This window comes from Streptomyces sp. NPDC031418, from assembly GCF_055581605.1.
Window position 1 is genome coordinate 271,745 of sequence record NZ_JBVIJC010000003.1, and the last position, 20,384, is coordinate 292,128.

Genomic DNA, 20,384 nt, shown 5'->3' on the forward strand with positions numbered 1-20,384 from the left:
TCTCCTCGACCCTCTTTGGGAGCGCTTCCATGTCTGAGTCCGCTACTTTTCCCCCCGCCTTCCTCTGGGGCGCCGCGACCTCCGCGTACCAGATCGAGGGGGCGGTGCGGGAGGACGGCCGTACGCCCTCGATCTGGGACACCTTCAGCCATACGCCGGGCAGGACGGCCGGCGGCGACCACGGTGACATCGCTGTCGACCACTACCACCGCTGGCGCGAGGACGTGGCGCTGATGGCGGAGCTGGGCCTGACCGCGTACCGCTTCTCCGTCTCCTGGCCGCGGGTGCAGCCGACCGGCCGGGGCCCCGCGGTCCAGGTGGGCCTGGACTTCTACCGCCGGCTGGTGGACGAGCTGCTCGCGCACGGCATCAAGCCCGCCGTCACCCTCTACCACTGGGACCTGCCGCAGGAGCTGGAGGACGCGGGCGGCTGGCCGGCCCGGGACACGGCCCTGCGCTACGCCGAGTACGCGCAGCTCGTCGGCGAGGCGCTGGGCGACCGGGTCGAGCAGTGGATCACGCTCAACGAGCCCTGGTGCAGCGCCTTCCTCGGGTACGGCTCCGGGGTGCACGCGCCCGGCCGTACCGACCCGGTGGCGGCGCTGCGCGCGGCCCACCATCTCAACCTCGGGCACGGGCTGGGCATCTCGGCGCTGCGGGCGGTGATGCCGACCCGCAACTCGGTCGCGGTCAGCCTCAACTCCTCGGTGGTCCGGCCGGTTTCGCAGGACCCGGCGGACCTGGCGGCGGTCCAGAAGATCGACGACCTGGCCAACGGGGTCTTCCACGGGCCGATGCTGCGCGGGGCGTATCCGGCGACGCTGCTGGAGGCGACCTCCTCGGTCACCGACTGGTCGTTCGTGCTCGACGGCGATCTGCGCGCCATCCACCAGCCGCTGGACGCGCTCGGCCTCAACTACTACTCGCCGACGCTGGTGTCGGCGGCGGAAAAGGCACCCGCGGGTCCCCGCGCCGACGGTCACGGGGCCAGCTCCTTCTCGCCGTGGCCGGGCGCGGACGACGTGGCCTTCCACCAGACGCCGGGCGAGCGCACCGAGATGGGCTGGACGGTCGACCCGGCCGGTCTGCACGAGCTGATCATGCGCTACAGCCGTATGGCTCCCGGGCTGCCGCTGTACATCACGGAGAACGGCGCGGCCTACGAGGACAAGGTGGACGCCGACGGCCGGGTGCACGACCCGGAGCGCATCGCCTATCTGCACGGCCACCTGTCGGGGCTGCGCCGGGCGATCGCGGACGGGGCGGACGTCCGCGGGTACTACCTGTGGTCGCTGCTGGACAACTTCGAGTGGTCGTACGGCTACGCCAAGCGGTTCGGCCTGGTGCACGTGGACTACGCGACGCTGGAGCGGACGCCGAAGTCGAGCGCCCGGTGGTACGCGGAGGTGGCCCGCACCGGGTCGCTGCCCGAGGTGCCGACGGCCTGACCCGGCCCGCTCCGCCGGAGCCGGCGGTACGGCGTTCCGGGTGGGGGGACGCCGTACCGCCCTGCCTTCTGTGCCGGCCGGGCGTGGGTCGCGTCCCGGTTTCCCGGCACCATGCCGAAGCCCCGGCACGCTCCCTGAACCAGGGGCGTGCCGGGGCTTCGGCGTTGAGGTGTGCCCTGCTCAGCCGATGGCGTACGCGTTGTACACGGTGGTGGTCGACGTGTCGTGGTGCGTGTCGGTGACCGTCGAGCGCAGGCCGACGCGGCCGGAGCCGGGGTTGTGGACGGCCATGGTCCACTTGCCGCCGGACAGCTTGGTGGTGGCGGCGTGCCAGGTCGTGCCGCCGTCGGTGGTGTACCACGCCCGCACGGACTGCACGCCGTCCGACAGCTGCGTGATGGTGCCGTCGTTCGTGCCGTTGCGCTGCATGCCGAGGACGACGGACGTGGTCGACCCGGGGGCCGCCAGGTTCCTGCTGTTGAGCGCGTTGGGCCAGAAGCGGGTGATGTAGTCCCGGATCTGCTGGTTCTTGCCGGGGTCGGCGTAGAAGTGCAGGGACAGGCTGGCCGTGGTGGACAGCGAGCCGGACGGCAGGCTGCCGCGCCGGGCCGAGGTGTCGAGCGTGTACCAGCCCGCGCCGGGCAGCTTCGGCTGCCCGTCGATCTCCTGGCCGGGGCCGTACTTCTGCGAGTAGAGCGTCTTGCCCGCGTGGGTCAGCTTCACGCTGCCGGCGGCCAGCGTCCCGCCGGCCGTCAGGGTCGGGTCGGCGAACATGTTGAAGGACCCCAGGTACAGCTGCTTGTACCAGGTGTAGGGCAGCTGACCGCTCGGTCCCCAGACCGCGTGCCCGAGCGTCAGGGACGTGGTGTGGCCCGCGGCGTAGGAGTGCCAGCCGCCGTAGACGAAGTCGTTCGCCTGCTGCGAGACCTGCCACTGCCCGGCCGGGAGGTGGGCGGTGAAGGAGTTGGGCAGGTTCCGCTCGAAGATCAGAGAGTTCGGTCCCCAGGAGCAGGAGCCGCCGCTCTCGGAGGAGTAGTCGAAGGAGAAGCGGGCCTGGCCACTGTCCGGGCCCGAGCGCGCGGACACCTTCAGGGCGGTCAGCGCGGACTGCCGGAGCGTCGCGGACACCCCGGACGGCACCCCGCCGGTGTGCATGCCGGACGCCACCCAGAAGTCCCCGCCGGTCTCCGACCGCGGCTGGTAGGTGGTGCCGTACGCCAGCTGGTACGCCTTGCTCCCGGTCGGGATGACGTACAGCTCGCCCGCCGGTGCCGAGGTACCCATGGAGGCCGGGCCGTTGTCGGTGGCGCAGACGTAGGCGCTGACCGTGTGGTCGTAGCCGCTGCCCGGGCTGGGGCTGAGCGAGACCTTGACCGCCCGGCCCTGCCGGGCGTCGAACGTGGTCTTCGTCGTCCCGGAGACGGTCACGTTGTGCCCGCCGACGGTCGAGGCCTCCCCGGTGGCGTCGGTGATGGTGGTGACCAGCTCGTAGCTGCCGGCGGGCAGCGAGGTCGCCTTGTTGCTGTCGATGAAGCGGAAGTCGTTCGTCTTCGTGTTGTAGACCGCCACCTGCGCGAAGACCGGCTTGCCGGCCCGGTCCAGCGTCGTGACGGTGAGCGATCCGCCCGCGGCCGACGCCGTCGAGGCACCGGCCAGCAGAAGCGGCGCGAGGACGGTGACGACGCTCGCGGCAGCTGTGGTTCGCCGCATGAGACCCCCCAATAGGTACGCGACAAAAGCGAGTCACCGTAGCGCGCCCGCTTCCGCCGCCGCGCTCCGGGGGGTGTCCTGCGGGGTGCCGTGTGCCCGGGCCGCTCCTGCGCCGCCTCCAGGCGGGCCAGCTGCTCCGGCTCCAGCCTCGGTTCGAGCGCGCCCAGGCACTCCTCCAGCCTTCTCCTGCGACCGTCACCCCAGTCCGGGTGGCCGAAAATCGCCGGTCGCGACTCGGCCATTCGACGGCTACCAGCCCGCGGGAGCGCTCCCACAGTAGAATGGGAGCGCTCCCGCAGGCACTCGATCGAACGCATCGTTCGACTTGATCATCTACTCCCGGCCACACCCCCTGAACCCGGAATTCCGCATCGCCGACCCCCCGGAATACCCCTCCATTTCCGCCGCGGGACAGCCTGAAAAAGAAGCCGATCCGGCCAGTGACCGGCAATTCAAGAATTGCGAGAAATTCTCGACCACGGCGATAGGGAGGTGATAGCTTCACACCATTGATCCAACGGGGAGAGTTCGTCATGAGATATCCGCGAACATTCTGCACGGTCAGCTGACGATCGCCCTCTTCCGGGCCGGCCGGCGCAACGAGGCGCTGGATCTCCAGGTCGGCACCTGACACCGGTCACGCACCGGTCCCGCACCCGTCCTTCCACGCTTCACGGCAATCGCTCGGCGATGGCTCGGGGAAGCCGCCGAGCACGTTTCTCGCGCGGCCGCTGAAGGCTGCCGGAAATTCACCCTGTCGGCCCGGAGAAACCACCGGCCGGCTGATCCAGAGGGGGATACTTCCATGCCCACGGACATACCCACGGAACGCAATCCGGAGCCCGCACCGGGCGCATTCACCCATGGCGCCTCCGTGCGCGCCGCCTGGCTGGCGGGGAAGCGGCCCCCCGCGGCCCCGCAGCGGCCGGAGACCGCGCTGCGGCCCGACGTGCCGCTCGCCACCGCCCATGTCGCCGATAACCTGGACCTGGTCGGCAAGATCTACCAGGAGTCCGTGTTCCCGAGCGTCCTGCGCGTCGCCCAGGGCGAGCGCCTGGACGCACCGCTCGTGGTCGACCTGGACCCCACCACGGTGTGCGACCTGGCCTGCCCCGAGTGCATCAGCTCCAACGTGCTGCACCACGGGCAGCTGTCGAAGGACCGGATCGTCGAACTGGCCGAGGAGCTGACGCAGACCGGCGTACGGGCCGTCATCCTCATCGGCGGCGGGGAGCCGCTGCTGCACCGGGCCATCGACACCGTGATCGAGACACTGCACGGGGCCGGCATCCGGATGGGACTGGTCACCAACGGCACCCAGATCCACCGGCACCTCGACCAGCTGGCCGGGATGCTCTCCTGGGTGCGGGTGTCGGTGGACGCCGGCACCGAGGAGACGTACCCGCTGTTCCGGCCCAGCCGCGGCGGACGCAGCATGTTCCCGCTGGTGACGGAGAACATGCGGCTGCTCGCCGGCCGCAAGAAGGGCCGCCTCGGCTACTCGTTCCTGCTGATGCAGCGCTTCGCGGCCGACGGCACCCTGGAGGCCTCCAACTACGACGAGGTGTGCACGGCGGGCCGGCTGGCCAAGGAACTGGGCTGCGACTACTTCGAACTGAAGGCGATGCTCGACCAGGACCACTTCACCGTGAACCAGGACGACCGGTACATCGACCAGGTCGACGAGCAGTGGCAGCGCCTGAAGGAGCTGGAGGACGACTCCTTCCACCTGCTGCGGTCCTCCAACTGGGAGGCCGTACGGCACGGCGCGGACCCGCACCAGCCCAAGGAGTACGCCACCTGCTCCGTGGCGGAGCTGCGTACCACCGTGACCCCGACCGGGGTCTATGTCTGCCCCTACCACCGCGGCAACGACAAGGGGCGGATCGGGGACATCCGGGACACGTCCTTCACGGAGCTGTGGCGGAAGGCCGACACCACCGTCATCGACCCGCGCCAGGACTGCCGGTTCCAGTGCGCCCGGCACGGCACCAACGCCGCGATCGGCGGCCTCGCCGAGCCGGGCCGGCCGGTCACCCTCGTGCCGGACTTCGACCCCTTCATCTGACCGTGCCCTGAACCGTGCCCCGAACCGTTCTCTGAACCGTTCGCCGACCGGAAGGAAAGACACCACTGTGCGAATCGCCGTGATCGGGGCGGGCCCCGCCGGGCTGACCAGCGCCAGGCAGGCGCTGGCGGCCGGGCACCGGGTCGTCGTGTACGAGCGGACGGACGCGGTCGGGGGCATCTGGAACCCCGCCTCGGGCGGCGCCTACGACAGCGTGCGCATGCAGAGTTCGCGGATGAGTTTCCCGTACTCGGACTTCGCGCCGGGCTTCGGCACGGACTTCGCCACCCGCGGCGAGGTCCACGCCTATCTGCACGCCTACGCCGAGGACTCCGGGGCGCTGGAGGTCATCCGGTTCGGCCACACCGTCACGGAGGTGGTCAAGCGGGACGGCGCCTGGCGGGTGACCGCACGCTCCGCCGGCGCCGACTCCGCCGAGGACTTCGACGCCGTGATGGTGGCCAGCGGCGAGCTGTGGGAGTCCCGGCGGCCCGCCTTCGTGCCGGACCCGTCGACCGGCGTACAGGTCCGCACGGCGAAGGACTACCGCCGCCCCGAGGACTTCGCCGGCCGCCGGGTGCTGGTGGTCGGCGGCGGGGTGAGCGGCGCCGACATCGCCGCCGAACTGGCAGCCCACGGCATCGCCGTGGACTGGTCGGTGCGCCGCCGCGCGCTGTTCCTGCCCCGCTTCTGCGCCGGCCACTACAACGACGCGCTGTTCTCCTACATCGGCCGGGTCGCGGTGGAGGAGCTGCCGTACCAGGACTATCTGAAGTGGCTGGAGAGCCTGCTGCCGGACTACTTCGCGCAGTACCGGGCGACCGGGCTGCTGCCCGAGGACGGGTTCCACGGCGCGGTCCACGTCAACGACCGCATCGTGCCCGCCGTGCACAGCGGCGCGGTGACGGTCGTACCGGCCTTCGAGCGGTTCGAGCCGGACGGGCGGGCCGTGTTCGCCGACGGTTCGGCCGGGCGGTACGACACCGTGCTGCTCTGCATGGGATACGGGCCGCCGGACTACGGCTTCATACCCGGCCTGCGGCGGGAGGAGCTGTACGAGCACTTCTTCCATCTGCCCGACCCGACGCTCGCGGTGATCAACACCCCCGTGGACACCGAGGCGTTCGGCACGGCCTGCCCGTACTTCGAGGCCATCGCGGGCTGGGCGCTGCGGGTGTTCACCGGCGAGGCCGTGCTGCCACCCGTCGAGGAACGGGCCGAGTGGTGCGCGCGGCACATGAACCGGCTGACCGACCGGCGCTACTACGACTGCTGGCTGGAGACCGTCCGGATCGGTCTGGCCGCGGGCACGCTGCCCGACCCCGCACAGGACTTCGCGGGGTACTGGCGGATCGTCGCCCACCAGGTCGATCCGGCCGCCCTGCGGCCCGGCGGCCCCACGCCCCCGCCCGCCGCGCACGACCGCGCCCTGTTCGACCTGGCGGACCTCAAACACCGCGTGCTGGCCGCGCTGCCCGGCACCGCGCGAGCCACGCTGCTCGCGTCGGGCCAGATCACCGCCTCCGAGTCCGCCGCGGCCGAGCGGGTGCCCGCACGGCGGGTGATCCGCCCGGAGCTGCCCTACCGCCAGCGCGCGGAGCGGGAGTCCACCCAGCGGGGCCACGGGTGACGGCGACGGCGGAGCCCGGCGCGCCCGGCCGGGGACGGCTGGCGGCGGTGCGCGCGGGCGCCGCGGAGCTGCTCGGCGACCGGGCGCTCGGCGCGCTGGTCGGCGGCACCGGGCTGATCGGGGTCGGCGGGGCCATGGTGACCTCGTCGGTCAGCCTGTTCCTGGCCGACGAGGTCGCGGTGGCCCCGCTGCTGATCGGGCTCTTCTTCGCGGGCCGGGCCGTGCTGGAGATCAGCTCCGACCTCGTCCTCGGAGTGCTGTCGGACCGGATCGGCAACCGGCGCACCCTGCTCGCGATCTGCTCGGTGCTGTCGGCCGCCGGCGCCTTCGGCTACATGCTGCTGCGCAACTACTACCTGCTGTTCGCGGTCGGCGCCGTCTGCTTCGGCCTCGGCAGCGCCTGCTTCTCCCAGCTGTTCGCGTACACCCGGGAGTTCGCCGACCACCGCGCGCTCAATCCGGCCTTCTTCAACGCGGCGCTGCGCTCGGTCACCTCCGTCGCCTGGATCGTCGGCCCGCCGCTGGCGTTCTTCCTGATCGCCGCCCGCGGTTTCGCCGTGCTGTTCTGCACCGCCGGCGCGCTCTACCTCGCGGCGGGCGCGGTGTGCCTGTGGGGGCTGCCGAACCTGGCGTTGAGCGGCGAGGGCGAACGGGTGCGGCGGCCGTACGCCGGTCTCGGGCGCCGGATCTGGCTGCTGCTGACCGCGATCGTGCTGCTGCTCGCCGTCAACAGCGCCTACCAGATCGACATCTCCCTCTTCGTCACCCGGGATCTCGGCCTGGACACCGGCTTCACCGGGGTGCTGCTGGGGCTGGCCGCGGCGCTGGAAGTACCGGTGATGATCTTCTTCGGGGCGCGGGCCGAGCGGATGGGGCTGTGGCGGCTGACGACGACGGCCGCCGCCTGCGCCGCGCTGTTCTTCTGTCTGCTGCCGCTGGCCCGGTCGGCGCCCGAACTGATCGCACTGCAACTGCTCAACGCCGTCTGGACCTCGGTCGTGCTCAGCGTCCCGGTGACCATCCTCCAGGACGCCATGACCGAACGCGTGGGGGTCGCCTCCTCGCTGTACTCCGGGGCGTTCAAGGCCGGGATCCTGCTCGGCGGGGCCACCACCGGGGTGGTCACCGAGTGGGCCGGATTCACCAATGTGTTCTGGGTGTGCGCCGCGCTCGCGGCGGCGGCCACCCTGCTACTCGCTCTCGGGAGGGGCCATGGAACCGACCGCACCGCTGTGCAGCGTGGTCGTACCGACGTACAACCGGGCACCGCTGCTGCGGCTCACCCTGGAGTCGCTGACCCGGCAGACGCTGCCGAGTGACGCCTTCGAGGTCCTCGTCGCCGACGACGGCTCCACGGACGACAGCGCCGAGGTGGCGGCCGGGTTCGGGGACCGGCTGCGGCTGCGGTACCTGCGCCAGGACGACCTCGGCTACCGGGTCGCCGCCGCCCGCAACCTGGGGCTCGCCCACGCCACGGCGCCGGTCACCGTGTTCGTGGACTCCGGGGTGATCCTGCACTCGGGCGCCCTCGCCGCCCATGTGGACAGCCACCGCGACCCGGCCGGTCCGGTCGCCGTGTGCGGGTACGTCTACTGCTTCAACGAGGACAACGAGGACGGCGCGCTGATCGAGCGGGCCATCGACTACGCCGACCCGGACGCGACCATGGCCGAGCTGGCCGGGCAGGGCCGGTGGCTGGACATCAGGGAGGAGTTCTACGCCAAGTACGGCGACGACTTCGCCGCGCTGCCGGCGCCCTGGCTGGTGTGGTGGACCTGCAATGTGTCGGCGCGCACCGAGCAGCTGCGGGCGGTCGGCGGCTTCGACGAGGCCTACCGGTCCTGGGGCGCGGAGGACGTCGACCTGAGCTACCGGCTGCACCGGGCCGGCGCCCGTTTCGTGCTGAACCGGGCCGCCGCCGCCATCCATGTGCCGCACCCCAAGAGCTACCACGCGAACATGCGGGCGGTCGCCGGGAACTACCGCTACTTCGCGGAGAAGTACGACACCCCGATCACCCGGCTGGTCCCGGACCACCACTTCTTCGAGATCAACGACCTCGTCGCCGAGCGGGGGCTGCCGTCCTGCCCCGACTACCTGGCCGGTGCCGAGCCGGAGACGGGTTCCGTGCTGGTGTTCGCGCCCCATCCCGACGACGACGTGATCGCCTGCGGCGGCACCATCGCCCGCAAGACGGCGCGCGGGGCGCGGGTCGGCATCGTCTTCTCCACCGACGGCTCGCGCTCGCACTCCGCCGTCCTCGGCATGGACACCCCGACCCCACAGGAACTGACCGTCATCCGCGAGGGCGAGGCCCGCGCGGCCGCGGCCCGGCTCGGCGTGGACGACGACGCCCTGCGCTTCCTCGGCTTCACCGACACCGCGCTGGCCGGCGCACTGCCCGACTTCCGTGCCGCGGTCCTCAAGCTGCTCGCCGAGAACCGCGAGGTGACGGAGGTCTATCTGCCGCACGACGTCAGGGAGCTGAACGCCGACCACCGGCTCACCGGCGAGGTCGTCCTGGACTGTCTCGCCACCCTCGGCATGACCCCGCGGATCCACAAGTACGTGGTGTGGGACGAGCAGACCGAGGCCGAGTTCGCCTTCGTCAACCGCAGCGAGCCGGCCGCCGCCCGGACCACCGACGAGCGGCGCCTGGTCCGGGACATCGCGCCCCAGCTCGCCGCCAAGCGGGCCGCGCTCCGGGAGCACCGCACCCAGGTGGACCTCTACGCCCCCGGCCAGCGGCGGACCGTCGTACCACCGGAGTTCGTCGAGCGGATCTGTGAGCGCGACATCGAGGAGTTCTGGGTTGCCGCCGACAGCTGAAGCCCGTGAGCACGCACGCGAGGAGAACCGGATGAGCGAACTGCCCTACCACGCCGACTGGCCCGCGGTCCGCTCCGCGATCGCGCCGCTGCCCGAGCAGGAGCGGCGCGTCGAGGAGATCCTCTCCCAGCTCACGCTGGAGGAGAAGGTCGGCCAGATGATCCAGCCCGAACTCGCCGAGCTGACCGCCGAGGACGTGCGGGACTTCCACATCGGCTCCGCGCTCAACGGCGCGGGCATCTGGCCCGGCGGCAACCGGAAGGCGAGCCAGGCCGACTGGATCAAGACCGTGGACGCGTTCTGGGAGGCCGCCGAGAGCGGCTGGGAGGGCCGGCCCTTCCGCATCCCGTTCATGTGGGCGACCGACGCGGTGCACGGCCACAACAACGTCCGCGGCGCCACCGTCTTCCCGCACAACATCGGCCTCGGCGCGGCCCGCGACCCGGACCTGCTGCGCCGGATCGGGGCGGCGACCGCGCGCGAGATCGCCGCCACCGGCATGGACTGGACGTTCGCGCCGACCGTCACCACCCCGCGGGACCGCCGCTGGGGCCGCTACTACGAGGGCTACGCCGAGGACCCGGAGGTCGTCCACGGCTACGCGTCCGCCATGGTGCGCGGCCTCCAGGGCGAGCCGGGCGAACTGACCGCGGACAGCAGGGTGGTGGCCTGTGTGAAGCACTGGGTCGCGGACGGCGGCACCGTGTACGGCGCCGACCGCGGCACCGCCGTGTGCGCCGAGGACCTGGTCCGCAACATCCACGCGGTGGGCTTCTTCTCCGGCCTGGCCGCCGGCGCGCAGTCCGTGATGGTCTCCTTCAGCAGCTGGGACAACCCCGCCAACTACGACCACAGCCCGGACACCGGCCCCGCCTACAACCACAAGATCCACGGCAGCCGCTATCTGATCACCGATGTGCTCAAGGGCCGGATGGGCTTCGACGGGATCGTCATCAGCGACTGGGACGCGCACGCGGAGATCGCCGGCTGCACCGTCGGCGACGCCGGTTACGCCATCGGCGCCGGGATCGACGTGCTGATGGTCGCCGGGCGGGAGGCCTGGCAGTCCGTGCACCGCAACGCCTGCGCGGACGTCCGCGCGGGCCGCATCCCCGAGGAGCGGATCGACGACGCCGTACGCCGGGTGCTGCGGGTGAAGATGCGGGCCGGGCTGTGGGACAAGCCCCGGCCCCGGGAGCGGTCGCTCGCCGTCCGCAGCGATGTGCTCGGCTGCCCGGAGCACCGGGCGCTGGCCCGGGAGGCGGTGCGCACGTCGCTGGTGCTGCTCAAGCACCGGGCGGGGGTGCTGCCGCTGGCCCGCTCGGCGCGGGTGCTGGTCACCGGCAGCGGCGCGGACGACATCCAGAAGCAGGCCGGCGGCTGGACCCTCACCTGGCAGGGCAACGACGTCACCCTCGACGACCTGCCCGGCGCGACCACCGTGGCCGGGGCCGTCCGCGAGGTGGTCGGCGAGGCCAACTGCACCGTCGACCCCGGGCTGAGCACCGCGGACCCGGCCCGGTACGACGTGGCGCTGATGGTGCTGGGCGAGGACTCGTACGCCGAGATGCGCGGCACGATCAAGCCGTGGGGCACCCTGGCGTACGCCGGGCTGAAGCGCTCGTACGCCCGCGACCTGGAGATCCTGCGCCGGCTGCGCGCCCAGGGGGTCACCGTCGTCACGGTCTACCTCGGCGGCCGGGCCCTCTACCTCACCGAGGAGATCAACCTCTCGGACGCGTTCGTGGCGGCCTGGCTGCCCGGCACCGAGGCCGGCGGCATCACCGACGTGCTGTTCCGCGCGGCGGACGGCACACCCGGGTACGACTTCCAGGGCCGGCTCGGCTGCTCCTGGCCGCGCACCCCGCGCTCGCACGCGGTCAACCGGATCCCGCCCCACATCCCCGGCTACCGGGTGCCCGCGGAGGAACAGGCCCCCGAGGGCGAGCACGAGCCGCTCTTCCCGTACGGCCACGGGCTGCGCCTTTCCGACAGCTCGCCCACGGAGCCGCTGCCCGAGGACACCTACCGGGACGACACCCCGGCACCGCCGGTCACCGGCCCGCTCGCCGTGCCGGGCGGGGCGGACACCGGGTTCGTGTTCCGGATCGGCGGGCACAACACCTGGTCGCGTCCGGAGATCTCCTTCGACGGGCCGACGGACGTGCTGGTGGTGCACAGCGAGCCGCTGGCCGACCCGGACCGGCCGGGCGCCCTCGCCCTGCGCTTCAAGGGCTACCCGGCCTTCGTCTACGCCCAGTACGCCTCCGGTGAGCCGGCCGACCTGCGCGGGTACGCCGGAGCCGGGGGGCGGGTCGCGTTCGAGGCGCGGGTGTTCGAGGCGCCGTCCGAGGAGTTCTTCCTCGCCTGCCACGACGACTACCCCGCCCAGCCCGCCGTGGACATCTCCGCGACCCTGGCAGAGCTGCCCCGGGGCGAGTGGGCCACGGTGAGCGTGCCGGTGGAGTCGCTGCGCGCGATCGGCTCCGATCTGCGCCATGTGGACGTGCCGTTCATGCTCTACACCGACGGCACGGCCCGCCTCGACGTGGGCCGGGTGCGGTGGCTGCCGCCGGGAGAGGAGGGGTAGCGCCTTCTCGCGCCGCGGTGCGGCTAGCGGAGGGCGGCGAACGCCTTGGTGAAGGCGTTCGGGTCCTGCACGATCGAGCTGCACGTGGCGTCGGCGGAGTTCTTCGCGCCGCCCGCGCACTGCTTGTCCCGGGCGGCGGACCACATGGAGAGGCCGCCGAGCCCCTTCGCCTTGGCGAAGCTCACCAACTGACCGGCGTCGTCGACCTTGAACACCTCGGTGGAGACGTCGTTGACGCCGATCATCGGGGTGACGGCGACCGTCTTCCAGGCGGCGGCGTCGGACAGGCCGAGCACGCTCTTGATCTGGGCCTGGGTGGCGGTGGCCGCCTGCTCGGCGTAGTCGCCCATGTCGCCGTTGTAGGAGGCGCCGTAGTCCATCGCCATGATGTTGACGGTGCCGATCCGCACGCCGTGGGACTTGGCGTCGGCCAGCAGGTTGACGCCGTCCTGGGTGAGGCCCTCGGGCATCACCGGGAGGGTGAAGGAGACGTCCAGGTCCGGGTGCTGGGCCTGGAGCTTGGCTATGGCCTGGGCGCGGCGGGTGTTGGCGGCCGTGTTGGGCAGCGCGCCGCCCTCGACGTCGAAGTCCACCTTGGTCAGCTTGAAGGCGTCGACCGCCTTGCCGTAGGCGGCGGCCAGCGCGTCGGCGGAGGAGCAGGTGGTGGCCAGCTCGGAGCCGGAGGCGCCGCCGAAGGAGACCCGGACATCGCCGCCCTTGGCGCGCAGCGCGCCGATCTGCGCGGCCACGGCGTCGCTGGTCAGGTCCGTGACCCCGCCCCACTTGGGGGTGCAGCCGCCGCCGTCGGTGACGAAGGCGAGGTTGTAGTTCTTCACGCCGGTCGCGTCGGCCGCGGCGAGCAGGTCGAAGGCCGGGTAGAGGGAGGTGTCGACGTACGGCGCGAAGCCGGCGGAGGCGGTGGTGCCGGACCCGGTGCCGGTGGTCGTGGAGGCGGTGGGGGCCGGGGTGGCGGTGGCGCTCCTGGTCGGGGTGGCGGACTTGCTGGGGGTGGCGGTCGGGGCCGGTGACTGGCTCGCCGTGGGGCGGCCGCTGGGCTCCGGGGTGGCGCCGTCGGCGGCGGAACACTGCTGGCCGTCGATGTGACAGCCCGCCGGGTCGCCGCTGCCGTCGACCACGAAGCCGACGGTCACCGACTTACCGGGGGCGAGGCCCTCGGTGTCCCAGGTCGCCGGCTTCACGGTGACGTGCTGCCCGCTCACGCTCGACCGGCCGTTCCACAGCGAGCCCAGCCTGGCGCCCTTCGGCAGGTCGAACTCCAGCGTCCAGGTCTTCTCGGTCTGCCCGCTGTTGTTGGTGACGACGTACTGGGCGGTGTAGCCCGTCGACCAGTCGCTGGTCTTCGTGTAGGCGGCGTTCACCCCGGCCGCGTTGGCGGTGCCGGTGAGCAGGACCGCGCCGCCGCCGACCACGGCCGCGGCCACCAGCCCGCCGATCGCCTTGTTCCTGCCACTGATCCTGCGCCGGTGGGTGCTCATGCGCGTGCCTGCCTTCGTTGGTCACGGGGGTGTGGTGCGGCAGCACGCTAGCGGTCCGGAATCGGGCAAATGGCCTGATCGGGGCGGCCGTTGCGGACCTTAGGGTTCGCTTAAGGAAGGGATCGGGGACGATTAATGGTCGAGACCAGTGAGGACCGGTTTGCCCGGTCGGCGCCGTCTGCGCGCACGCCCCCGTCCGGCCGGCTTCCGTCCGTGCAGCTGGAACCAGATCCGCACCTCCGTGCCGCCCAGCACCGAGCGGCCGATCCGGGCGTCGCCGCCGGTGGACTCGGCGAGCCGGCGCACGATGTCCAGCCCGAGCCCGGTGGAACCGGTGGTGCCCGAGCCCCGGCCGCGGGCCATCGCCGCGTCCGGGTCGGGTATGCCCGGGCCCGCGTCGGAGACCAGCACGATCACCGCGTCCTCGCCGTTGTGCACGTCGACCGCGAAGGCGGTGCCCTCCGCGGTGTGCCGGAAGACGTTGCCGAGCAGGGCGTCCAGCGCGGCGGCCAGATCGGCGCGGGCCACGGGTATCCGCACCGGCCGGTCCACACCGGCCACCCGCCAGGTGCGGCCCTCGTCCTCGGCGAGCGCGGACCAGAACTCCATCCGCTCCCGGACCACTTCGGCCGCGTCGCACCCGGCGCCCGGACCGGCCGCGGCGGTCTGCGGCTTGGCCTCCCGGGCGGTGCGGATGATGGTGTCCACCTCGCGCTCCAGCTGGGCGACGGCGGCCCGGGTCTGGTCGGCGGCCGGACCGGCGCCGAGCGAGGCGGTGTTCAGCCGGAGCACGGTGAGCGGGGTGCGCAGTCGATGGGAGAGGTCGGCGGCCAGCTCCCGCTCGTTGGCGAGCAGTTGGACCACCTGGTCGGCCATGGCGTTGAACGCCGCGGCGGCGAGTCTCAGTTCGGTCGGGCCCTCCTCGGGGACCCGGGCGCCCAGCCTGCCCTCGCCGAGGTCGCGCGCGCCCTCGACCAGCCGCCGGGCGGGCCGCACCATGCGCACCCCGAGCCGGTCGGCGACCGCCACCGAGCCGACGACCAGCGCGGCCCCGACGGCGGCGAGCACTGCCCAGGCCGTGCCGACGCCCTGGGTGACCTCGGACTCGGGGACGTACACCTCGACGACGGCGATGGCACCGGAGCCGAGCGCGACCGGCTGGAGCAGGGTGGAGCCGCCGGCCACGGAGGTGGTGGAGGCACGGCCCAGTCTGCGCACCGCCTGGATGTCCCGGCCGGCGGCGCGCTGCCGGCCCAGGTCGAGCGCGGCCCGGCCGCCCCCGGCGGGCAGGTGCACGGCCATCCCGGAGTCGGCGCCGGCCGAGGCCACCACCCGCTCCAGCTTGTCCCGGTCGGTGGTGATGGACAGCGCGGGCGCGACCGCGGCGGCCTCCCGCTCGGCGTTGGAGAACGCGCGGTCCCGGGCCATCTCCTTGACGACCAGGGCGAGCGGGACGGCGAAGGCGACCACGACCATGGTGGTGACCGCCAGGCAGACCTTGACCAGTGCCCATCTCATCGCGGCGGCTCCCCCTCGGCGGGCGGTTCGAGCTTCACGCCGACCCCCCGGAGCGTGTGCAGATAGCGCGGCCTGGCCGCCGTCTCCCCCAGCTTCCGCCGCAGCCAGGACAGATGTACGTCGATGGTCTGGTCGTCGCCGTACGACTGCTGCCAGACCTCGGCGAGGAGTTCCTTGCGCGGGACGACCACGCCGGGGCGGCCGGCGAGGAAGGCGAGCAGGTCGAACTCGCGGCGGGTGAGGTCCAGGCGGACCCCGTCCAGCTCGGCCTGGCGGCGCAGCGGATCGACGGTCAGCCCGCCGACCCGCAGCACCGAGGAGGGCGCGGCCTCCGCGCCGCCGGAGCGGGCCCGGCGCAGCACGGCCGCGATCCGGGCGGAGAGGTGCTCGACGGAGAACGGCTTGGTGAGGTAGTCGTCCGCCCCGGCGTTCAGCAGCCGGACGATCTCCGCCTCGTCGTCCCGGGCGGTGGCCACGATGACGGGTACGTCGGTGAGGCCGCGCAGCATCTTCAGCGCCTCGGAGCCGTCCAGGTCCGGCAGTCCGAGGTCCAGGATGACCACGTCGAAACGGAAATGGGCGACCTCGCGCAGCGCCTCCAGCGCCGTGCCCACACTGCGCACGGTGTGCGCGGCGTCGGTCAGCTGCCTGATCAGCGCCGAGCGTACGAACTGGTCGTCCTCGACCACGAGCACACTTGCCATGCGCCGCACCGTACGCCATGCGGCCCACGCCGGTCCGGGGCCTGTGGACAACTCCGCCCCTGTGGACAACCGGTGTCACCCCTGGGGCAGTATGGCCCGCGATGCGCAGAGGACTCGTACACGTACTGGCGTGGCTGCTGGCCACCGGAGCGGCGGTCACGCTGTCGTGGTGGGGCGTGCACACGGTGCTGGCCGCCACCGCGTACGCCCCGCCGCGCGCCCTGCCCGTGACGGCGTCCGACGCGTCCCCGCAGAGCTCGACGGGCACACCGGCGCCGCCGCCGGCACCCTCGCCGAGTCCGCCGCCCCCGTCCCCGTCCCGCCGTCCGTCCCCCACCCCCGCACCTACCGCTTCACGCACCCCCGCTGCCACCCCCACCCCCACCGCGTCCGGCCGGGTCAAGGCGTACGACACCGACGGCGGGCGGGCGGTCTTCGAGCTGGGCGCGGCCGACGCCACCCTGGTCTCGGCCACCCCGGGCAGCGGCTGGTCGATGAAGGTGTGGAAGACGGAGACCTGGATCCGGGTGGAGTTCAGCCGGAGCACGGACCGGGTGTCGGTGTTCTGCACCTGGCACGACGGTCCCCCGCAGGTGCAGATCGGCACCTACTAGCGCGGCGGCTCGGCGGAACGGCTCAGCGGAACACCGAGGGCGGCGGGGCCGGCGAGGCCACGGCCGCCGCGTCCGTCACCGGGACGGCACCACCGGTGAAGTCGATGAGCGGCTTGCCGTGTTCGACCCGGCCCGGGTGCGGGTCGGAGGCGGCGCGGCGGGTGAGCTGGGCGAGCGGCAGCGGGGCGTCCGACGCCACGAGGATCGCGTTGCCGAAGCGCTTGCCGCGCAGTACGGCCGCGTCGGCGATCAGCGCGAGTTCCCCGAACCGGGCGGCGGCGGTGGCGATCTGCCCGCGCAGATGGGCGAGCGGCGGCCCGTCGGCGAGGTTGGCGGCGTAGACCCCGGTGGGCGCGAGGGCCCGGCGGACCTCGTCCAGGAACTCGGTGGAGGTGAGGTGGGCGGGGGTGCGGGCGCCGCTGAAGACATCGGCGATGACCAGGTCCGCCCAGCCGTCGGGCACCTTGGCGAGCCCGGCGCGGGCGTCCACCGACCGCACCCGGACCCGGGCGTTCGGATCCAACGGCAGTTCCCGGCGGACCAGTTGGACCAGGGCCGCGTCGCGCTCCACGACCTGCTGGGTGGAGCGGGGCCGGGTCGCGGCGACGTACCGGGCGAGGGTGAAGGCGCCGCCGCCGAGGTGCACGACGTGCACGGGCCTGCCGGGCGGCGCGACGAGGTCGATGACATGGCCGAGGCGGCGCTGGTACTCGAAGGAGAGGTACGCGGGGTCGTCCAGGTCGACATGCGACTGGGGCGCCCCGTCGATCAGCAGCGTCCAGGCCCGCCCGCGGTCCGGGTCGGGGACCAGCTCCGCGAGTCCGCCGTCGACGGCCTCCACGACGGCGGCGGCACCGCCCGCCCTGCGCCGCGTACGCGCCGCGTCCTTCGCTTTCCCCGCATCCCTGGCCCTGCCCACCGGTCCATTTTCGCAGGTGTCCGGGGGTCGTGCCTCAGCGGCAGCTGTCGGCCGCCTCGATCAGCCGGGCCGCCTCGCCGAGGGCCCGGCGCAGCACCACCGGGTCGGTGGCGAGGTGCTCCTCTCCGGGCGGCAGCAGCCAGTCGGAGCCCTCGACCGGCGGCTGCGGGGCCAGCCTGAGCCCGCGCCCGTCCGTCTCCGTGCAGGTGCTGCCGGGCACGTCCCAGCCGGCCGCCGTACCGGCCGGCACCAGGAAGCCGAGAGTGCCTCCGCCGTCGTCGTGCAGGACGGGCCCCACCGCCCGCGTCGCCCCGCGCCGCAGGATGTCGACCGCCTCCAGCCCCTGCCGGGCCGGTACCGTCACAAGGTCGCATCCCACGTCACCCGCGGCCACCGGCACCGGCGACGGCGGACAGGGGTCGTTTCTCTGGCTGGTCTCCATACCGGCCTCCACCACACAGCACTGTTGCGGTCCAACGGGTTCAACGCGTGAGCGGGTCAACGGCTACGGCACAAGTGCGCCGCAAAGGATGGCACTTCATGGCGGATCGTGGATGAGATATCCGGTTTGTAGCCAAACACCGCGTGGCGGACCGGTCACAGCAGGTACGTTCATGCCCGCCGGAACCAGGGCGTCACTCGGGCAACTCATCCGAAACCGCCCCGGCCCCGGCCTGGTTCGACGGTTCGCACGAGAGGACCCGGCCATGGCGTCGTCAACCGAGACCTCGTCACTGCCCGAACGGCCACCCCGGCCGAACCTCGCCTTCCGGCAGCTGCGCGGCCGCCGTTCACCCGCTGAGTTCGCGGCTCTGGTACGGCGTGCCGCCCGCGAGATCGGTGAGCGGGTGAGCTGTGACGCGCGCTATGTCGGACGGGTCGAGGCGGGCGAGATCCGCTGCCCCAACTACGCCTACGAGCGGGTGTTCCTGCACATGTTCCCCGGCCGCACGCTGGCCGACCTCGGCTTCGCGCCCCGCTCGTCCGTCCGCGGCCGGGCGGCGCGCCCGGCCGTCGAAGAGCGCGCCGTCGAGTCACCGGAGCCCGCGGATCCGTATGTCCCGAAGCCGTACGCCAGCGGCCTGCGCGTCACCGACCCGTACGGCACCGATCCGTACGAGGACCCCGGCAGCCCGTACGACCCGCACGAGCCGTACCCGAAACACCACCCGAACCACGAGGAGAGCGACGTGCTGCGTCGCGCATTCATGACCGGCGGAGGCGTCACCGTGGCCGCCGCCACCCTGGGCCCGCTGGGGCTCGCCACCGGCGTGGCGGCGGCCGTGCCGTCCGCACGGCGCGCCGGAAGCTCCGAGGCGGCCGCCCTGGAGGAGGCCGTCCGCCGGATCCGGCTGCTCGACGACCGGCACGGCGCGGACGGCCTCTACCGGCGCGCGGCGGCTCCGCTGCGCGCGGCCTACGCGCTGCTGGACGCCGGCGCGACCCGGCAGACCACCGCCGACCGGCTGCACTCCGGTGCCGGTGAACTCGCCATCTCGGTGGGCTGGCTGGCCCATGACTCCGGCCGCTTCGACGACGCCCGCTCACACTACGCGGAGGCGCTGGCCACCGCCCGGATGACCGGCGATCCGGCGCTGGAGGCGCACGCCTTCTGCAACACCGCGTTCCTCGCGCGGGACGCCGGCCGCCCCCGGGAGGCGCTGCGCGCCGCGCAGGCCGCGCAGCGCGCCGCCCTGCCGCTGGGCTCTGCCCGCCTGATGTCCCTGCTCGCGCTGCGCGAGGCGGGCGGCTGGGCGGGGCTCGCCGACCGCACCGGCTGCGCGCGGGCGCTGGCCCGGGCGCAGGCCCTCTTCGAGCGGGGCCACTCGGACGCCGACCCCGAGTGGATGAGTTTCTACGGAGAGGCCGAGCTGGAGGGGCTGGAGGCGCAGTGCTGGTCCACCCTGGGCGACTGGCGCCGGGCCTCCCGGCACGCGCACCGGGCGGCCGCGCTCCAGGACCCCCACTTCTCCCGCAACATCGCGCTGTACACCGCCGAACTGGCCGACGACCTCGCCCGCGAGGGCCGTCCCGACGAGGCGGCGGCGGCCGGCCTGCGCGTGCTGTCCCTCCTGGACCAGGTCCAGTCCTCGCGCATCCAGAGCATGCTGGCGGGCACCGCGCGGGTGCTGCTGCCGCACCGCCGCGCGTCCGGGGTGTCGGAGTTCCTGGACCGGCACGCGTCGATGCCGAGGGCGGGGCGGGCCTGAGGTCCGCCGGGCACCCGGGGACGCTCAGCCCGCCAGATGGCCGATGTCGTTCCAGCTCACGATCGACGGCTCCCCGTACGCCCAGCCCAGTACGGACAGTGACGTCGGATGCAGTCCTATGCGGGCGCCGAACTCCAGCGGCAGGCCCAGCCAGCGGGCCCCGATGGACCGCAGCATGTGGCCGTGGGCGAAGACCAGGACATCCCGGTCGGCCGAGCGGGCCCAGGCGACGACCTCGTCCGCGCGCGCGGTGACCTCGGCGACGCTCTCGCCCTCCGGGACGCCGTCCCGCCAGATCAGCCAGCCGGGCCGCACGGCCTGGATCTCGGCCGGGGTCATGCCCTCGTAGGCGCCGTAGTCCCACTCCATCAGCCTGTCCCAGGAGGTGGCGCGGTCGCCGAAGCCGGCCAGTTCGCACGTCTCACGCGCGCGTGCCAGCGGGCTGGTGCGCACCTCCACGCCGGGCAGTCCGTCCAGCGGAGCGCGGTGCAGCCGCTCGCCGAGCAGCTTGGCCCCGCGCCGGCCCTCCTCCAGCAACGGCACGTCGGTCCTGCCGGTGTGCTTGCCGGACAGCGACCATTCCGTCTGTCCGTGCCGGGCCAGCAGGATGCGCGGTGCCATGGGGAACCTTTCCGGGGGCTTCCAAAC

The 20,384-nt window shown here is 73.0% G+C and carries 15 protein-coding genes; 8 read left to right on the top strand and 7 right to left on the bottom strand.

Annotated features, from left to right (window positions below; translation table 11 throughout):
• Window positions 1-29 precede the first annotated feature (29 nt).
• Window positions 30-1,448 (top strand): GH1 family beta-glucosidase, encoded by a 1,419-nt coding sequence (locus tag ACZ5CZ_RS05395; RefSeq protein ID WP_468939384.1) that lies wholly within the window; start codon window positions 30-32, stop codon window positions 1,446-1,448.
• A gap of 180 nt (window positions 1,449-1,628) precedes the next feature.
• On the opposite strand, the gene ACZ5CZ_RS05400 is transcribed toward ACZ5CZ_RS05395, so the two are convergent.
• Window positions 1,629-3,158 carry a hypothetical protein gene (locus tag ACZ5CZ_RS05400; RefSeq protein WP_468939387.1) on the bottom strand — a complete coding sequence of 510 codons (1,530 nt, stop codon included), beginning with the start codon at window positions 3,156-3,158 and terminating at the stop codon, window positions 1,629-1,631.
• Between the two features lie 805 nt (window positions 3,159-3,963).
• Between ACZ5CZ_RS05400 and ACZ5CZ_RS05405 the strand changes: the two genes are divergently transcribed.
• The 5 genes from ACZ5CZ_RS05405 to ACZ5CZ_RS05425 all read left to right on the top strand — a co-directional run bounded on the left by ACZ5CZ_RS05405 (window position 3,964) and on the right by ACZ5CZ_RS05425 (window position 12,275).
• The gene (locus ACZ5CZ_RS05405) at window positions 3,964-5,226 is read left to right on the top strand and encodes a radical SAM protein (RefSeq protein WP_468939389.1); all 1,263 of its coding nucleotides are present in this window, start codon (window positions 3,964-3,966) and stop codon (window positions 5,224-5,226) included.
• 67 nt (window positions 5,227-5,293) lie between these two features.
• The gene (locus ACZ5CZ_RS05410; RefSeq protein ID WP_468939391.1) at window positions 5,294-6,856 is read left to right on the top strand and encodes an FAD-dependent oxidoreductase; all 1,563 of its coding nucleotides are present in this window, start codon (window positions 5,294-5,296) and stop codon (window positions 6,854-6,856) included.
• Window positions 6,853-8,175, top strand: a complete 1,323-nt coding sequence (locus tag ACZ5CZ_RS05415; protein WP_468939393.1) for an MFS transporter — start codon at window positions 6,853-6,855, stop codon at window positions 8,173-8,175. The genes ACZ5CZ_RS05410 and ACZ5CZ_RS05415 overlap by 4 nt, the downstream gene beginning before the upstream one ends.
• Window positions 8,069-9,685 (top strand): PIG-L family deacetylase, encoded by a 1,617-nt coding sequence (locus tag ACZ5CZ_RS05420; protein WP_468939395.1) that lies wholly within the window; start codon window positions 8,069-8,071, stop codon window positions 9,683-9,685. Before ACZ5CZ_RS05415 ends, ACZ5CZ_RS05420 begins: the two co-directional genes overlap by 107 nt.
• A gap of 31 nt (window positions 9,686-9,716) precedes the next feature.
• Entirely contained in the window at window positions 9,717-12,275 is a 2,559-nt protein-coding gene (locus tag ACZ5CZ_RS05425) for a glycoside hydrolase family 3 protein (protein ID WP_468939397.1), read from the top strand.
• A 23-nt stretch (window positions 12,276-12,298) separates the two neighbouring features.
• Here ACZ5CZ_RS05425 and ACZ5CZ_RS05430 read toward each other — a convergent pair whose 3' ends face one another.
• From ACZ5CZ_RS05430 to ACZ5CZ_RS05440, 3 genes are all read right to left on the bottom strand, one after another.
• On the bottom strand, window positions 12,299-13,771 hold the full coding sequence (locus ACZ5CZ_RS05430) for a glycoside hydrolase family 18 protein (protein WP_468939399.1): 1,473 nt from the start codon (window positions 13,769-13,771) through the stop codon (window positions 12,299-12,301).
• Window positions 13,772-13,903: 132 nt separating this feature from the next.
• Complete coding sequence (locus ACZ5CZ_RS05435; protein WP_385843749.1) at window positions 13,904-15,289, bottom strand: sensor histidine kinase; 1,386 nt, start codon at window positions 15,287-15,289, stop codon at window positions 13,904-13,906.
• Window positions 15,286-15,993 (bottom strand): response regulator transcription factor, encoded by a 708-nt coding sequence (locus ACZ5CZ_RS05440; RefSeq protein ID WP_385843748.1) that lies wholly within the window; start codon window positions 15,991-15,993, stop codon window positions 15,286-15,288. Before ACZ5CZ_RS05440 ends, ACZ5CZ_RS05435 begins: the two co-directional genes overlap by 4 nt.
• A 101-nt stretch (window positions 15,994-16,094) precedes the next feature.
• Here ACZ5CZ_RS05440 and ACZ5CZ_RS05445 point away from each other — a divergent pair, with 101 nt between their 5' ends.
• Complete coding sequence (locus ACZ5CZ_RS05445; RefSeq protein ID WP_468939403.1) at window positions 16,095-16,607, top strand: hypothetical protein; 513 nt, start codon at window positions 16,095-16,097, stop codon at window positions 16,605-16,607.
• A 22-nt stretch (window positions 16,608-16,629) separates the two neighbouring features.
• Here ACZ5CZ_RS05445 and ACZ5CZ_RS05450 read toward each other — a convergent pair whose 3' ends face one another.
• Both ACZ5CZ_RS05450 and ACZ5CZ_RS05455 read right to left on the bottom strand, forming a co-directional pair.
• Window positions 16,630-17,448 carry a spermidine synthase gene (locus tag ACZ5CZ_RS05450; protein ID WP_468939610.1) on the bottom strand — a complete coding sequence of 273 codons (819 nt, stop codon included), beginning with the start codon at window positions 17,446-17,448 and terminating at the stop codon, window positions 16,630-16,632.
• Between the two features lie 112 nt (window positions 17,449-17,560).
• The gene (locus tag ACZ5CZ_RS05455; RefSeq protein WP_385843746.1) at window positions 17,561-17,968 is read right to left on the bottom strand and encodes a hypothetical protein; all 408 of its coding nucleotides are present in this window, start codon (window positions 17,966-17,968) and stop codon (window positions 17,561-17,563) included.
• A 265-nt stretch (window positions 17,969-18,233) separates the two neighbouring features.
• Here ACZ5CZ_RS05455 and ACZ5CZ_RS05460 point away from each other — a divergent pair, with 265 nt between their 5' ends.
• Entirely contained in the window at window positions 18,234-19,736 is a 1,503-nt protein-coding gene (locus tag ACZ5CZ_RS05460; protein ID WP_468939405.1) for a hypothetical protein, read from the top strand.
• 24 nt (window positions 19,737-19,760) lie between these two features.
• Here ACZ5CZ_RS05460 and ACZ5CZ_RS05465 read toward each other — a convergent pair whose 3' ends face one another.
• Complete coding sequence (locus tag ACZ5CZ_RS05465; RefSeq protein ID WP_468939407.1) at window positions 19,761-20,357, bottom strand: histidine phosphatase family protein; 597 nt, start codon at window positions 20,355-20,357, stop codon at window positions 19,761-19,763.
• Window positions 20,358-20,384 lie beyond the last annotated feature (27 nt).